16 protein-coding genes and 1 pseudogene are annotated in these 14,113 nt (G+C 71.7%); 4 read left to right on the top strand and 13 right to left on the bottom strand.

Going from position 1 to position 14,113, the window contains the following annotated elements:
* Nucleotides 1-249 precede the first annotated feature (249 nt).
* The 9 genes from FHY03_RS15785 to FHY03_RS15745 all read right to left on the bottom strand — a co-directional run bounded on the left by FHY03_RS15785 (nt 250) and on the right by FHY03_RS15745 (nt 8,472).
* On the bottom strand, nt 250-1,677 hold the full coding sequence (locus FHY03_RS15785) for a UDP-N-acetylmuramoyl-L-alanyl-D-glutamate--2,6-diaminopimelate ligase (protein WP_183931641.1): 1,428 nt from the start codon (nt 1,675-1,677) through the stop codon (nt 250-252).
* 10 nt (nt 1,678-1,687) lie between these two features.
* Nucleotides 1,688-3,400 carry a penicillin-binding protein 2 gene (locus tag FHY03_RS15780; protein WP_183923487.1) on the bottom strand — a complete coding sequence of 571 codons (1,713 nt, stop codon included), beginning with the start codon at nt 3,398-3,400 and terminating at the stop codon, nt 1,688-1,690.
* On the bottom strand, nt 3,397-4,038 hold the full coding sequence (locus FHY03_RS15775) for a hypothetical protein (protein WP_260159325.1): 642 nt from the start codon (nt 4,036-4,038) through the stop codon (nt 3,397-3,399). The genes FHY03_RS15780 and FHY03_RS15775 overlap by 4 nt, the downstream gene beginning before the upstream one ends.
* Nucleotides 4,039-4,040: 2 nt before the next feature.
* Nucleotides 4,041-5,015, bottom strand: coding sequence for a 16S rRNA (cytosine(1402)-N(4))-methyltransferase RsmH (rsmH, locus tag FHY03_RS15770; protein ID WP_183923489.1), 975 nt, complete (start codon nt 5,013-5,015; stop codon nt 4,041-4,043).
* Nucleotides 5,015-5,515 carry a division/cell wall cluster transcriptional repressor MraZ gene (locus FHY03_RS15765; RefSeq protein WP_183923491.1) on the bottom strand — a complete coding sequence of 167 codons (501 nt, stop codon included), beginning with the start codon at nt 5,513-5,515 and terminating at the stop codon, nt 5,015-5,017. Before FHY03_RS15765 ends, rsmH begins: the two co-directional genes overlap by 1 nt.
* 627 nt (nt 5,516-6,142) lie before the next feature.
* Complete coding sequence (locus FHY03_RS15760) at nt 6,143-6,517, bottom strand: hypothetical protein (protein ID WP_311721935.1); 375 nt, start codon at nt 6,515-6,517, stop codon at nt 6,143-6,145.
* Nucleotides 6,504-7,493, bottom strand: coding sequence for a cysteine synthase A (locus FHY03_RS15755; RefSeq protein ID WP_183923493.1), 990 nt, complete (start codon nt 7,491-7,493; stop codon nt 6,504-6,506). The genes FHY03_RS15760 and FHY03_RS15755 overlap by 14 nt, the downstream gene beginning before the upstream one ends.
* Nucleotides 7,494-7,539: 46 nt before the next feature.
* Nucleotides 7,540-7,866 carry a DUF962 domain-containing protein gene (locus tag FHY03_RS15750; RefSeq protein ID WP_183923495.1) on the bottom strand — a complete coding sequence of 109 codons (327 nt, stop codon included), beginning with the start codon at nt 7,864-7,866 and terminating at the stop codon, nt 7,540-7,542.
* Nucleotides 7,867-7,896: 30 nt separating this feature from the next.
* A complete protein-coding gene (locus FHY03_RS15745; RefSeq protein WP_183923764.1) occupies nt 7,897-8,472 on the bottom strand; it encodes an alpha/beta hydrolase in 576 nt (191 codons plus the stop codon).
* A 229-nt stretch (nt 8,473-8,701) separates the two neighbouring features.
* Here FHY03_RS15745 and FHY03_RS15740 point away from each other — a divergent pair, with 229 nt between their 5' ends.
* The 4 genes from FHY03_RS15740 (at nt 8,702) to aat (ending at nt 11,994) form a co-directional block, all read left to right on the top strand.
* Nucleotides 8,702-9,997, top strand: coding sequence for a type VI secretion protein ImpB (locus FHY03_RS15740; RefSeq protein WP_311721931.1), 1,296 nt, complete (start codon nt 8,702-8,704; stop codon nt 9,995-9,997).
* 85 nt (nt 9,998-10,082) lie between these two features.
* Nucleotides 10,083-10,466: a hypothetical protein gene (locus tag FHY03_RS15735; RefSeq protein ID WP_183923499.1), complete on the top strand. Its 384-nt coding sequence runs from the start codon at nt 10,083-10,085 to the stop codon at nt 10,464-10,466.
* A gap of 95 nt (nt 10,467-10,561) precedes the next feature.
* Nucleotides 10,562-11,269 carry a ParA family protein gene (locus FHY03_RS15730; RefSeq protein ID WP_183931639.1) on the top strand — a complete coding sequence of 236 codons (708 nt, stop codon included), beginning with the start codon at nt 10,562-10,564 and terminating at the stop codon, nt 11,267-11,269.
* Nucleotides 11,266-11,994 (top strand): leucyl/phenylalanyl-tRNA--protein transferase, encoded by a 729-nt coding sequence (gene aat / locus FHY03_RS15725; RefSeq protein WP_221190263.1) that lies wholly within the window; start codon nt 11,266-11,268, stop codon nt 11,992-11,994. The genes FHY03_RS15730 and aat overlap by 4 nt, the downstream gene beginning before the upstream one ends.
* A gap of 35 nt (nt 11,995-12,029) precedes the next feature.
* On the opposite strand, the pseudogene FHY03_RS21140 reads toward aat, so the two are convergent.
* The 4 genes and pseudogenes from FHY03_RS21140 to FHY03_RS15705 all read right to left on the bottom strand — a co-directional run.
* A pseudogene (locus FHY03_RS21140) lies at nt 12,030-12,263 on the bottom strand (DUF2155 domain-containing protein); the annotation flags it as partial.
* Between the two features lie 203 nt (nt 12,264-12,466).
* The gene (locus FHY03_RS15715; protein ID WP_183923505.1) at nt 12,467-12,859 is read right to left on the bottom strand and encodes an NADH:ubiquinone oxidoreductase subunit NDUFA12; all 393 of its coding nucleotides are present in this window, start codon (nt 12,857-12,859) and stop codon (nt 12,467-12,469) included.
* Nucleotides 12,860-12,975: 116 nt separating this feature from the next.
* Complete coding sequence (locus FHY03_RS15710) at nt 12,976-13,479, bottom strand: DUF192 domain-containing protein (RefSeq protein WP_311721928.1); 504 nt, start codon at nt 13,477-13,479, stop codon at nt 12,976-12,978.
* Nucleotides 13,476-14,048 carry a cold shock domain-containing protein gene (locus tag FHY03_RS15705; RefSeq protein ID WP_311721926.1) on the bottom strand — a complete coding sequence of 191 codons (573 nt, stop codon included), beginning with the start codon at nt 14,046-14,048 and terminating at the stop codon, nt 13,476-13,478. The genes FHY03_RS15710 and FHY03_RS15705 overlap by 4 nt, the downstream gene beginning before the upstream one ends.
* Nucleotides 14,049-14,113: the final 65 nt, after the last annotated feature.

Genomic DNA, 14,113 nt, shown 5'->3' with positions numbered 1-14,113 from the left:
CCGAAGGCGTGGTGGAGGGGAGGTACGGCATGCGGAGCGCTTGTAGCGGACGGAACGCACAATCGAGAACAGCTTCGGCGACCGATCCGTGAACGGAGGCTATAGCGCTCGCGGCGCCCCCCCTCCACCATGCCTGTGGCATGGTCCCCAGCGGAAGGTCGGATCGTCTCCCGGGCGATCCTCGGCCATGCGGGGCATGGCCGATCTTCCGCTCCGTTCCGGGGAGGACTTTGATGACGCCCGCCGCCCTCACGCCGCCATCTCGCGCGCGACCGCGACGTCGTCGAACGGCAGCACGAGGTCGCCGACGATCTGGCCCTGCTCGTGGCCCTTGCCCGCGATCAGCACGATATCGCCCGCCTGCGCCTCGCGCAGCGCCGCGGCGATCGCGGCGCGACGGTCACCGATCTCACGCGCGTAAGGAGCGCCCTGAAGCAGCTCGGCGCGGATCGCGGTGGGATCCTCCGAGCGCGGATTGTCGTCGGTGACGATCACCACGTCGGCTGCGGCCGCTGCCACCTGCCCCATCGGCTCGCGCTTGCCGCGGTCGCGGTCGCCGCCCGCGCCCACGACCAGGATCAGCCGCCCCGCGACGTGCGGGCGCAGCGCCGCGCAGGCCGCCTCGATCGCGTCGGGCGTGTGCGCATAGTCGACATAGACCGGCGCTCCGCTCGCGGTGATCGCGGCGCGCTCGAGCCGGCCGCGCACCGGCTGGAGCCGCGCCAGCCCCGCGATCGTCGCCGCGACGTCGCCGCCGGTGGCGATCACCAGCCCAGCCGCGATCAGCGCGTTGGCCGCCTGATAGCCGCCGATCAGCGGGAGCTGGACGCGGTGGTCGACGCCACCGGCGCGGATCACCAGTCCCTGCCCGAGCAGGGTGGGCACGCGCTCGATCAGCCGCAGGTCGTCGCCGTGCTCGCCGACGGTGACGACGCGGTTGCCACGCTCGCGCGCGATGTCGATAACTCGCTCGGACTGCGGGTCGTCGGCCCAGACCACGGCGCTGCCGTCGTCGCTCAGCACCTGCGCGAACAGCCGCAGCTTGGCGGTGAAATATGCCGCCATGTCGCCGTGATAGTCGAGATGGTCGCGGCCGAGGTTGGTGAAGGCGGCAGCGCGCACCGGGAGCCCCTCGGTGCGATACTGGCTCAACCCGTGGCTCGACGCCTCGAAGGCGAGGTGCGTCACTCCTTCGCGCGCGAGCCCGGCGACGTTCGACAGGAAGGTGACGACGTCGGGCGTGGTCAGCCCGGTGACGACTCGCTCGTCGGCGGTGGTGACGCCGAGCGTGCCGATCGAGGCGGCGTGCTCGCCGGCCATGCGCCACAGTTGGCGCGTCATCTCGACGGTCGAGGTCTTGCCGTTGGTGCCCGTCACCGCCACTGCGGTCGCGGGGAAGGGCGCGTAGAAACGCGCGGCGAGCCGGGCGAAGGCCTCGCGCGGGTTGTCGTCGGCGACGTGCACCGCCCCCGCGACACGTGCGCCCGGGCGCGCTACCACCGCTACCGCGCCGGCCTCGACCGCGGCGTCGATATAGTCCTCGCCGTTGACGCGCATCCCCTCGAAGGCGCCGAAGACGTTGCCGGGCGCGACCTTGCGGTGATCGATCGCGAAGCCGGTGACGGTCGCGTGGGCGGTGACAGCGGCGTCGTCGCCGAGAAGCGCGGAGAGCCTCATCGCGCGCGCCTCACTGGCCGCCGCTCTTGGGCGCGTCGTCGCCCTGCCACAACGTCGGGAGGATGTCCGAGACGTCCACATCGCGATGATCGTCGGGCACCACGCCCAGCAGCGAGCCGACCCGCGCGATCGTGCGCCCCACCACCGGCGCGGCGTTCCAGGCCGCGGTCTTCCACCCGCCCGTCTCCTTGGTCCCCTGCGGCGAGTCGAGCATCGCCAGCACGACGTAGCGCGGCGCATCCATCGGGAAGGCCGCCACGAACGTGGCGACGTTGCGCGACCGGTCATAGCCGCCCGCCACCGCCGCCTCCGCCGTCCCCGTCTTGCCGCCGACGCGATAGCCCGGCGCGTCGCCCTTGCGCCCGGTGCCGCGCATGACCACCAGCCGGAGCATCTGCCGCATCCGCGCGCTGGTCGCCTCGCTGATCACGCGGCGACCGACCGGCGCGTGGCCCGGCTGCAGCTTGAGCAAGGTCGCGGGGCGCCAGGTGCCGCCGTTGACCAGTGCGGCGTAAGCGTTGGCGAGGTGGAGCGGCGTCACCGCGATGCCGTGGCCGAAAGCGGTCGTCATCGTCGTCGTGCGCGCCCAATATTTCGGCCACAGCGGGCGACCCTTCTCGCGCACCTCTATGTCCGGCCGGGTGTCGAAGCCCAGCTTGCGGAACATCGTCTCCATCCGCTGCTGTCCGACCTCGTCGGCGACGCGCGCGGTGGCGACGTTCGACGAGTAGATCAGCGTCTCCGGCATGTTGAGCCAGCGCTTCGGATCGCCGCGCTCGTCGTGGATCGTGTAGCGGCCGACCTGAAGCGGGTGGGTCGCGTCGAAGCGCGCCTCCATCGAGGTGACCACGCCGGTATCGATCGCGGTCGCCATGGTGATCGGCTTGAAGGTTGATCCCAGCTCGAACACGCTCTGCGTCGTCAGGTTGCGCAGCTGGTCGGTCCCGGACATGCCGACGCGATTGGGGTTGAAGGTCGGCAGCGACACCATCGCCAGCACCTCGCCGGTGTGGACGTCGAGCACGATGCCGCCGCCGCCGCGCGCCGAGAAGGTGGTCATCGCGCGGCCGAGCTCGCTCTCCAGCGCGGCCTGGACGCGCGTGTCGAGCGACAGCGCGACCGGCTGGCCGATCGTGGCCGGGTTGGTGAGGCGCTCGTCGAGCGCGCGCTCGATCCCGCTCATGCCATGGCCGCCGCTGATGAAGCCGAGCGCGTGCGCGGCCAGCGTGCTCTGCGGGTAGAGCCGCTGCGTCTCGCGCTCGAACACGATGCCCGGCTCGCCGATCGCGTTGACCGCCTCGACGAGCGCCGGGCTGGCGCGGCGCTGGAGGTAGGTGAAGCTCACCGGCTTGGTGATCTGCGCGTAGAACCAGGATTGGTCGCCCTTCTCGGGCATCAGCTCGGCCAGCTTGCGCGCGATCTCGGACGGGTCGCCGATCAGCTTCTTGGGATGCACCCCGATCGTCCAGGCGTCGATCGTGCGCGCCAGCGGCGCGCCGTTGCGATCGACGATGTCGCCGCGCGGCGCCGCCGCCGCGACGCTGCCGCCGCGCTCGCTGCCGGCAACGACGCCGAGCAGCGTCAGCCGCCCGATCACCACCAGCACGCCCGCGACGAACAGCAGCATCAGCACCATCAGCCGCAGGTGCTGGGTGGCGAGCAGCTGCTGGCGCTGGTCGCCAGCGCGCGCGCCGCGGACCGGACGGGCGACGAGGGCGGTCACCGCAGGCGACCGCGCTCGGTGCGGGCGCGGCTGAGCAGGTCACCGACGGTGGTTTCGCTTAGCAGCGCGCGGTCGAGCATCGCCACCTTGGCGGCGCGCGCGGCGGACGCGCCCGCGGGTGCGGCCGCCGCCACCGCCGTCGGGGTCAGGCGGGGAGCGGCGGCCGGCTTGGCCGCCGCGACCTTCACCGTCGCGACCGGCGCGGCGGCCGCGGTCCGGACGGTGGCGGGAACGGCGGGAGCGGGAGCGGCAGAGGCGGTGACGGCGGTCGCGGCGGCGGGGACGATCAGCTGCGCGGTCTGCACCGGGGCGGCGGCCCCCGGCAGCGGCGCGGGCACCGGCTGGTTGGGCGACAGCGAGGCGAGCGCTGCCTCGTCGCGGACGAACTGCGCCGCGGTCGGCACGGTCAGCGCCAGCGTGTCGCCGTTCCAGCGCTCGAGCTGGGCGAGGTTGGCGCGTACGTCGAACTCGGTCTCGAGCGCGCGGATGTCGCGCTCGGCGCCGACGATCTTGCGGTCGAGCTGCTCCACGCGCTTGCGCTCGGCGGCCACCTGCGAGGAGACGAGATAGAAGCCGATCGCGACCATCGCGCAGCTGGTGAGCCAGCCCAGCCCCTTCAACCGATACATCGCCGCCATCCTCACGCCTCCCTTACCCAAGCCGCCGCCGCCGTCCGCCGTGCCGCGCGAAGTGTCGCCGAGCGGGCGCGCGGATTCGCCGCCAGCTCGGTGTCGTCGGCGCGCTGCGCGCGCCCGATCATCTCGAAGGTCGCCGCACGCGCCGGCGCCGCCGCCGGCAGGTGGCGCGAGCCGCCCGGTGCCGCGCCCGCGCGATCGCGCAGGAAGCGCTTGACGATACGATCCTCGAGCGAGTGGAAACTGACCACCGCGAGGCGCCCGCCCGGCTTGAGCACGCGCTCCGCCGCGGCGAGGCCACGCTCCAGCTCGTCGAGCTCGCCGTTGACGTGGATCCGCACCGCCTGGAAGGCGCGCGTCGCGGGGTCCTTCTTGTCGTGCGGGCGATGGCCGAGCGCGCGGCGCACCACGGTCGCGAACTGCGCGGTCGTGGTCAGCGGGCGCGCCGCCACCACCGCGCGCGCGATCCGCCGCGACTTGGGCTCCTCGCCGTAGCGGTAGAGCACGTCGGCGATCGCTTCCTCGTCGGCGGTGTTGAGGAAATCGGCGGCGGTCGGCCCCTCCTGGCTCATCCGCATGTCGAGCGGCCCGTCGCCCTGGAAGGAGAAGCCGCGCTCGGGCTGGTCGAGCTGCATCGAGGAGACGCCGATGTCCATCGTCACGCCGTCGACCGGGGCGAGGCCGCGCGTCTCCAGCTCCTCGGCGAGCGCCGAGAAGGTGGCGGCGACCATCGTCAGCCGCGGCGCGTCGGCCGCGAGCGCGCGCCCGGTGGCGACCGCGTCGGGGTCGCGATCGAACGCGACCACCTCCGCGCCCGCGGCGAGCAGGGCGCGCGTGTAGCCGCCGGCGCCGAAGGTTGCGTCGACGTGGCGCTCGCCGGGGGCGGGGGCGAGCGCGGCGAGCACGGGCGCGAGCAGCACGGGCACGTGCGGCGCGACGGGACCGGGGGGCAGGCCGGTCTCAGGGGCGGTCTCGCTCATCATAGCGCGATCCCCTTCTCCTCGCAGGCGAACTCGACATATTCCTTCAGGAACGGGTCGATATCCGGGGTCTCGAGCAGGATGTTGGGCGCCCAGATCGTGATCCAGTTGAACGCGCCGAGGAACACCGCCGCCCCCGCGATCCGCGCGTAGCGGCGCTCGAACGCGGGCATGATGAAACGGCCGGAGCCGTCGAAGGGCAAAGGCTCGGCGCCGCCGGCACGATCGAGGATGTTGTAATCGACCTTGCCGGTGCGCTCGAACTGCGCCGCGTCGAGTGCCTCCAGCCGCGTTTTCCAGAAAGGCACGAAGCCGGGATCATAGGCGATCAGGCAGCGGTGCTCGGGGTGCGGGGCGATGATGACCGTGCCGCCGTCCTTGCCGTCGTCGCGGGGGGCGTTCTTGGCGAGCATCGCGCGAAGGGTGTTGGGAATCGCGACACGGCCCTTGTCGTCGACAAGACCGAGCCCCTTTCCCTGATAGTCCACCCTGTCCGCCACGCCCACCTCACACCCGGGACGCAAAACCTCCCTGTCCGGCGAACGGTCATCACCGCCCGCCGACGTTGCCCATCAGCAAACAACAGTGGTCTTGCCCCCAATGTCGTCGCACGGAGGTATCAGGGTTGTACGGGGATGAGAAGGGAAATTCGGGGATAGCCGGGGAACCAGCGGATTTTATCGCCTAATCCGCTCGCTAGGGCGGCGGGGGCGGGCGTGAGCGGGCGCTCGCGGGGGTAAGACTCGGCGTGACGAGCGGATGCGGGCGGGCTTTCCCCGCTTTTCCCCGGCAGGATCGGGGACCGCGCGGGAACGACGGCGCACGCTGGGAAACCGGAACTGCCATCGAGCCGGTCGGGCCGTTCGCCCTGTGGCTCCCCCATCTGGCAAGGAGCTGCGCTCGTCGCGACGAGGAGGCCGGATCCGATATCATCGTCACCCCGCGCTTGAGCCGGGATGCAACGTTCCGCCGGCGCGACGACTGGGGCGCTCGCGGCACCATGGATGCCGGGTCAAGCCCGGCATGACGAGATTGCCAGAGTAAAGCCAGCATCAACCCCGCCGACTGTGGCCGCTGGGGGCCAACGCGCTCCGCTGCTGCATGCGCGCACCCGGGCGCGCCGTTCGTCACTGCGCGTGCGGCGCGGGCTTCTCGGCCGGCGGGGTGTTGGCGGCGCTGGGGGTCACGCCGAGTTCCGCGAGCGGCTCGTTGGTCGGCGTCACGGTGGGGATCGGTCCCGGCACGCTCATGTTGACCACGACCGCGGGCTGCGCCGCGCCGGCGACCGCGACCGGGCGCTCCTGATCGACGGTCGAGAAGATCGCGCTGGCCACACCGATCAGCAACACGACCATGGCGAGCCCGACCATGCCGACCCGCACGCGCTGGCGCGCCTGTTCCGACTGTTGGCGCTCGACCGCCACTTTCTTTCGCTGCGAACCCTTCATCTCGTCGTGCGACGTTAACCGATCGTCGCGGCGCTGTCGATCACGCCCCGTCACGACGCTGCCGTACCAGCCCCTTCGCCGCCAGCCAGGCCGGATCATAGAGCGTCGAGAGATAGCGGAAGCCGGTGTCGCACAGGATCGTCGCGATCCGCTTGCCCGGCCCGAGCTGCCGCGCGAGCCGCACCGCGCCGGCGACGTTGATCCCCGAGGAGAGGCCGAGGCACAGCCCCTCCTCCGCCAGCAGCCGCTCGGTCCAGTCGAAACCCTCCTGGTCGGCGATGCGGAACTGCGCGTCGACCGGCGCGCCCTCGAGATTGGCGGTGATCCGCCCCTGCCCGATCCCCTCGGCGACCGACGAGCCCTCGGCGCGCAGCTCGCCGCACGCGTAATAGTCGTAGAGCGCGGCGCCGTGCGGATCGCTCAGCGCGATGCAGACGCGCTCGTCCTTGGCCTTGAGGCCCAGCCCCACCCCGGCGAAGGTGCCGCCGGTGCCCACCGCGCAGGTGAAGCCGTCGATCCGGCCCTCCATCTGCGCCCATATCTCCTCGGCGGTGCCGACGATATGCGCGCGGCGGTTGGCGATGTTGTCGAATTGGTTGGCCCAGATCGCGCCGGGCGTCTCCTCGGCGATGCGGCGCGAGGTGTGGACGAAGTGGTATTGGCTCGAATAGGGCGCGGCGGGGACCGTCACCAACTCGGCGCCGAGCGCGCGCAGCGTGTCCATCTTCTCCTTGGACTGGGTGTCGGGCATCACGATGATCGTGCGATAGCCCTTGGCGTTGGCGACCAGCGCCAGCCCGATCCCGGTGTTGCCCGCGGTGCCCTCGACGATCGTGCCGCCGGGCTGAAGCTGCCCACGCGCCTCGGCGTCCTCGACGATGAACAAAGCGGCGCGATCCTTGACGCTCGCGCCCGGGTTGGTGAACTCGCATTTGCCGAAGATGTCGCAGCCGGTCGCCTCGCTCGGCCCCTTAAGCCGCACGAGCGGCGTGTTGCCGATCAGCGCCAGCGTGTCGCTTGTGGTATGCATGCCGCGCTAGATGCGGCCCCCAAGGGGAATGCGCAAGCGAGCAGATCTATCGCGGCGTCACCCCGGCCTTGGCGAGGTGCGGTGCGAGGCGCCCGGCGAGCCACAGGAAGAACATGCGATAGTCGGCGAGCAGCGACCAGAGCGGATGGCGGAAGGTCGCCGGCCGGTTGCGCTCGACCGCGAGATGCGCGCTCCAGGCAAAGGCATAGCCGGCCACCGGGACGGCGGCCCAGAACCAGCCGCCGAACGCCAGCGCCGGCGCCGCCGCGGCGAAGCTGAGCGCGGTGCCGGCATAATGGAGCGCGCGGGTGGCGGGGCGGGCGTGCTCGCGAAGGTAATAGGGCCAGAAATCGGCAAAGGTGCGCGGTGTCACGAGCGGGTCTCCGGTCAGGGCGGCGGCCGATCATAGCATGCCGCGATCGTGCAGCCATCGCAGCACCTGCCCGGGCCACTGCGTCGTCACGGGGGCGGCGGTCGGGCGCAGGCCGAAGGCATGTCCTCCCCTGGCGTAGACGCGCAGGTCGACCGGCACGCCGGCGTCGTTGAGCGCCAGCGCATAGGCCAGCGGCTGCCGGATATTGTCGGTCGGATCGTCCATGGCATGGAGGATCAGCGTCGGAGGTGCCTGGGGGCTGATCGTGACCCATGGCCGGAGCTCGAGATTGTTCCGCCCTTTGGTGTTGTCGAGCATGCGGGCGGTGTAGGCGATCACGGCGAAATCGGGCCGCGGCGACGCGCGGTCGGCGGCGTCGGTCAGGGCGTAGCTGCGCGCCTCGGTGTTGCTCATGTTGGCGGCGAGATGAGCGCCCGCGGAGAAGCCTATTACGCCGACCCGGTGCGGGTCGATGCCATAGCCCGGGGCGCGCTGGCGCAGGATGCCGAGCGCGCGTTGCGCGTCCTCGAGCCCAGGCAGCACGTCGGGGCGGCGTTGCTGCCCGTTGATGCGCAGCCAGACCTGCGGGACCCGATATTTGAGCACCGCGCAGGTCATTCCCTGCCGCACCGCCCAGGCGCAGATCTCGGTTCCCTGCCGCGGGGCCCGCCGGTTCGATCCGGCGCGCGGCACAGATCTACCCCGTCCGACGGCAAGCGCCATCGCTCGACGGCCGGATCGCGCCAAGCCGACGCCGCGATCACATCACGGATTCGCCAAATCGCCGCGAACCTGCCATGTTCCTCATCCGTTCCCTCTCGCGAGTCGCCCGCCGGTGCCCAGCGCCGATCTCATTCTGCCCCCGCGTCCGCTGCGTTGGCTGTTCCTCGACCTGAACAGCTATTTCGCCAGCGTCGAGCAGCAGGTGCAGCCCTCGCTGCGCGGGCGGCCGGTGATCGTCGCGCCGGTCGGCAGCGACACAACGGTGGCGATCGCGGCGTCGCGCGAGGCCAAGCTGTACGGCATCTCGACCGGCACACCGGTGTGGGAGGCCAAGCGCAAGTGCCGCGACCTGGTCGTCACGCCGGCAAGGCACGAATTGTACGTCGCCTATCACCACCGCATCGTCGCCGAGGTCGAGCGCCACGTGCCGGTGACGCTGGTCTGCTCGATCGACGAGGTGGCGTGCCGGCTGCTCGACAATGAGAACGGCCGCGACGCCGCGATCGCGCTGGCCGGGCGGATCAAACGCGGGCTGGCCGCCGCGGTCGGCGATTATCTCACCTGCTCGATCGGGATCGCTCCCAACCGGCTGCTCGCCAAGCTCGCCTCCGACCTGCAGAAGCCCGATGGGCTGGTGGTGTTCGAGGCCGCCGCGCTGCCGGAGGCGCTGTACCCGCTCAAACTGCGCGACATCTCGGGGATCGGCCCCAACATGGAGCGGCGGCTGGCGCGCGACGGGGTCAACGACATCCGCCAGCTGCTCGCCCGCCGCCCGCGCGACGCCGGCCACGCCTGGGGCGGCAGCGACGGCGACCGCCTGTGGTACCTGCTCCACGGCGTCGACCTCCCCGAGAAGCCGACGCAGAGCCGCACGATCGGGCACAGCCACGTGCTCTCCCCGCGCTACCGCGGCTATGAATCGGTGCGGCTGACCGCACGGCGGCTCGCGCTCAAGGCCGCCAGCCGGCTGCGCCGCAAGGGCTATCGCGCGCGGCTGCTGGTGCTGCACGCGCGGTTCGAGGACGACAAGAGCAAGTGGCGCGCGAGCGTCAAGCTGCCGGCCACGCAGGACAGTTTCGTCGTGCTCACGCGGCTCGACGCGCTCTTCCCGCGGCTGCACGCGGCGGGCGCGGCGCATCGCAGCGGCTGCCGCATGATCGGCGTGACGCTGGCCGAGATCGAGCCGGTCGCGGGTGAGCAGGGATCGCTCTTCGCCGCGCTCGATCCCGACGACCCGCTCGCGCGCGAGACGCGGACGCTGGCGCTGAGCCGCGCGATGGACCGGATCAACGAGCGGTTCGGGCGCAACGCGGTGTCGGTCGGCCCGCTGAACGGCGGGCGGCTCGATCGCGTCGGCTCGAAGATCGCGTTCGGACGGATCCCCGAGTTGTCCGAATTCCACGAGTGAGCGCTACCGAAATGGGTCGATGATATAATGACTTTAGTATGACAGGGTTGACGACGTTTTCCGCATGCGCGAAGCGTGCGGACCTATGCAAAAGCTCGCTTTCCTCCCCCTCGCCGCCTCCTTGTTCGCGCTCGCAGCGTGCAATTCCGAGCCGTCCAAGCAGGTTCTCGATTCGAACCCCGATCCGATGGCGTCGCAGCTGGCCAATGCCGCGCCCGTCGAGCTGCCGCCCGCGATCAAGGCCGACAAGACGATGCGCTGCAAGGACGGCAGCCTCGTGTACGTGACCTTCTTCACCGGCGACAAGCAGGCGGTGGTGCGTACCGAGAAGAACGGTACGCCGACGATGCTCAAGGGCGAGGGCGGCGAGGCGCCGCTCAGTGCGGACGGCGGCTGGAAGCTGACCGGCAACCCGACCGAGATCACCCTCACCCGCCCCGGCAAGGGCGCGCTCTCCTGCCACGCCTGACCTGAACCGCGCCGGCGCGTCTCGCGGAGAGCGCCGGCGCCTCACCTCGATCAATCCTTGCCGCCCGCCGCGGCCGCCCCTAGCGTCCGACGCTTATGGCAACCATCGCGATCTACAGCCTGAAGGGCGGCGTCGGTAAGTCGACGCTGGCGGTCAACCTCGCCTGGTGCGCGGCCACGCTGTCAGCGCGACGCACCCTGCTGTGGGACCTCGATCCCCAGGCCGCGTCGAGCTGGGTGCTCGGTGACGGCGCCGCGCACGATCGCGCCCAAGCGCTGTTCTCGCGCGACGTCGATCCCGAGCGACTGATCACGCGCACGCGCTTCGACCGGCTCGAGCTGCTGCCCGCCGACGCCTCGCTGCGCGACCTCAACCACCTGTTCCGCGAGCTCGACAAGAAGAAGCGGCTGCGCAAGTTGATCGCCGACCTAGGCGACCACGACCACGTCCTCCTCGACTGTCCGCCCGGGCTGACCGAGACCGCCGACCAGGTCGCGCGCGCCGCCGACCTGATCGTGGTGCCGGTGGTGCCGTCGGCCTTCTCGCAGCGCGCCCACGCCACGATCGAGCGCCAGTTCGGCGGCCACGTCGCGATCCTGCCCGTCCACAACATGGTCGATCGCCGCCGCGCGCTCCACGTCACCGCGGTCGGGCAGCACGCCGACTGGCCCGCCATCCCCGCGGCCAGCGCGATCGAGGCGGCCACCGCCATGCGCCTGCCGGTCGGCGTCGCCGCTCCGAACAGCGTCGCGGCAAAGGCGTTCGCGCAGCTGTGGCGCATCGTGGAGCAGCGCTGCGCTTGAGCGAGCCGCTCGACCCGTCGCTGCTGCTGGGCGCCTATTCGGTCGGGGTCTTCCCGATGGCGGACAGCCGCGACGCGGAGGACGTCTATTGGGTCGAGCCGCGCCGCCGCGCGATCCTGCCGCTCGACGGTTTCCATCTCTCGCGCTCGCTGCGCAAGGTGATCGCGGGCGACCGCTTCCGCGTCACCGCCGACCGCGCCTTCGCCGAGATCATCGCGCTCTGCGCCGAGAGCGCCGAGGATCGTCCCGACACCTGGATCAACGCCTCGATCGAGCAGGCGTTCGTGCGCCTGCACGGGCTGGGCCTGGCGCATTCGGTGGAGTGCTGGGACGGTGACCGGCTGGTCGGGGGGCTCTACGGCCTCGCGCTCGGCCGCGCCTTCTTCGGCGAGAGCATGGTGAGCCGCGCGCCCAACGCCTCCAAGGTCGCGATCGCGGCGCTGGTGGCGCGGCTGCGCGCGGGCGGTTTCACGCTGCTCGACTGCCAGTTCATGACCGAGCACCTCGCCTCCCTCGGGGCGATCGAGGTGCCACGGGCCGACTATATGGCGTTGCTGGGCGCGGCGCTCTCTTCGACCGCTTCGTCGGCAGGGGCGGGCTCATCCCCTGCCGCGCTGTCGGAGGCGGCGGGTGCGGGCGCCTTCGGCGCCTTGGATGCCGCGGCGGGTGCCGACGGCGCGGTGCCCGGGAAGGTCATCGCACAGCTCTTGGTCCAGACGTCATAGACCGGGTGGATCACCACGTTGGCGGCGGGCCGCTCCTTGTAAAGCCAGCCTGAGAAGGCGCGGCGCCATCCGCCCTCGACCGCGCGGACGTCGAGCTGCACGAAGGCGCCGGTGAGCGGCTCGGGCTCCCACGGCGCGGTCTGCTCGCACGCGCGCAGCCGCACGATCACATCGCCTGCGCGCACCGCCTGACCGGGCTTGAGCGTAATGTCGCGGCTGACGCCGTTGCGCTTGTTGAGCAGGCCCAGCACCGCGACGCGCTGCGCCATCGGGGTGGCGCCGAGGTCGACCGGATCGTCCTGCGAATCGAGCGACACCTCGTCCGAGGCGCGCGGCGCGGGCGCGCCGACGGGCGCGGGCAGCGCGGTGCTCACGGCCGGCGAGTCGCCGTGGCGTGCGCCGCGCCATCCCAGGCCCGCCCAGGCCGCCGCCGCCGCCACCACTAACAGCCCGCCGAGCGCGAGCCCGCGCCTCACGCGTCGGGGCTCCACGCCTCATAGTCGCCGGTGGCGGAGGCGCGATGGCCGCCCTTCTCCAGCGCGCCCTGGGGGCGATAGGCGAGCGCCGTGCCGGTGAGATTGGGCACTGCCGGCTTCTGCCACTGCCGCGGCGGCGGCAGGTTCTGGTCGGGCGTGCCGTCCACCTGATGGTGCAGCCAGCTGAACCACTCCGGCGGGACGCGGCTGGCGTCGTTGGCGCCGGCGTAGATCACCCAGCGGCGTGGGTTGCCCGCGGTGTCGCGGCCACCCACCCAATAGGTGTTGCCGAGCGAGTCCTCGCCGACCTGGCGCTTGCCGCGCAGCCCGAGGATGGTGCCCCAGCTGGCGCCGTTCCACCAGGTGAAGGGATTGAGGTTGATGCCCATGGTGCCCCGCGCTTACCCGCCCCGCGGGCGCGGTTCAATGCCTGGCAGCGTCCGGCAGATGTGCAGCAGGTGAGTCAAAGCCCACCCTCCCCGCTCGCGGGGAGGGGTTGAGAGAGTTACCAGCTCACCCGGTCGCCCACGGCGATCCCGAGCGCGGCGGCGCGGCCGCCGACCAGCTCGAGCACCGCGGCGACGGGCTCGCCCGAGCTCACCTTCGCCTCCGACAGCGGGGTCGTGCTCGGCGCGATCGCGGCGATGCTGTGGTCGGCGCGGATGAAGACGATGTCGAGCGACAGCGGCGTGTTCTTCATCCAGAACTCCGCCACCTGCGGCGCGCCGCCGCCGGCGGGATAGGGCGCGAACAGCATCGCGTCGTCGGGCTGCAGGTCGGTGCGGAACATCAGGCCCTGCGCCTGCTGCGCCGCGGTCTCGGCGACCTCGGCGCGGAAGGTGTGGCGCTTGCCGCCGCTCTCGATCGTCACCGGTATCGTGCGGCGCTGCGCATCGGTCGTCTCGCTCGTCATGGCGGAGGGCGAGGCCGATGGTGCCGCCTCTGGGGCACCGCGCCCGCAGGCGGCGAGCAGCAGCGCCAAGGCCAGCGGCAGCGCGGCGCGGCTCACTCGACCACCGCCACCGCGACCGCCAGCGGCCCCTTGCGCCCCTGGATGATGCGGGCGCGCAGGCGCTGGTCGGGCTGCGCCTCGGCGACGCCGGCACGGCGCAGCGTCTCCATGTGGACGAAGATGTCGCCCGGCCGCCCGCCCGAGACCAGGAAGCCGTAGCCCTTGATTCGATTGAACCACTTGACCGTGACCTCCTCCCACTCGCCTGCCTCGGCGGTGAGCGCGTTCGGGTCGACGCGCGCGCGGTCGCGGTCGCGCATCGTCTCGAGCGCGACGCTGAGATCGATCTCCGCGATCGTCACCGCCTGCCAGCCGCGCTGCCCCCGCATCGCGGTGCCGCTGACCCGCGCCCCTTCGGGCAGCGTGCGCCGGCCGAACGCCTGGAGGACGCTGAAATGAAGCAGGATATCACCCATCGCGGGATCGTCCGCGACGATGAAGCCGAACCCGCGCGTCGCGTCGAACCACTTGAGAACGCCTGATACCGCTACCGAATCGGCGTCAGCCGTCGGCAGTCCGGCCGGATCGTGCGGATCGCCGGCGGTAGCGGAAGCCTCGTCTCGCACGTCGCGTCGTCGTCCCCTTCTTCGCCGTGTCGCAGCGTTAACGCCCGTCTATCGGTGCACTGCAC

Origin of the sequence: Sphingomonas sp. BK345, assembly GCF_014193845.1 — a bacterium.
Lineage (GTDB): Bacteria > Pseudomonadota > Alphaproteobacteria > Sphingomonadales > Sphingomonadaceae > Sphingomonas.
The sequence above is the reverse complement of the archived record's forward strand: the minus strand, read 5'-3'. Positions and strand labels throughout refer to the sequence as shown.

Bases quoted from the DNA above. Each gene is read 5' to 3' on its own strand.
- FHY03_RS15785 (WP_183931641.1), bottom strand. From the start codon at position 1,677: ATGAGGCTCTCCGCGCTTCTCGGCGACGACGCCGCTGTCACCGCCCAC.
- FHY03_RS15775 (WP_260159325.1), bottom strand. From the start codon at position 4,038: ATGGCGGCGATGTATCGGTTGAAGGGGCTGGGCTGGCTCACCAGCTGC.
- rsmH (WP_183923489.1), bottom strand. From the start codon at position 5,015: ATGAGCGAGACCGCCCCTGAGACCGGCCTGCCCCCCGGTCCCGTCGCG.
- FHY03_RS15755 (WP_183923493.1), bottom strand. From the start codon at position 7,493: ATGCATACCACAAGCGACACGCTGGCGCTGATCGGCAACACGCCGCTC.
- FHY03_RS15735 (WP_183923499.1), top strand. From the start codon at position 10,083: ATGCAAAAGCTCGCTTTCCTCCCCCTCGCCGCCTCCTTGTTCGCGCTC.
- FHY03_RS15730 (WP_183931639.1), top strand. From the start codon at position 10,562: ATGGCAACCATCGCGATCTACAGCCTGAAGGGCGGCGTCGGTAAGTCG.
- FHY03_RS15715 (WP_183923505.1), bottom strand. From the start codon at position 12,859: ATGGGCATCAACCTCAATCCCTTCACCTGGTGGAACGGCGCCAGCTGG.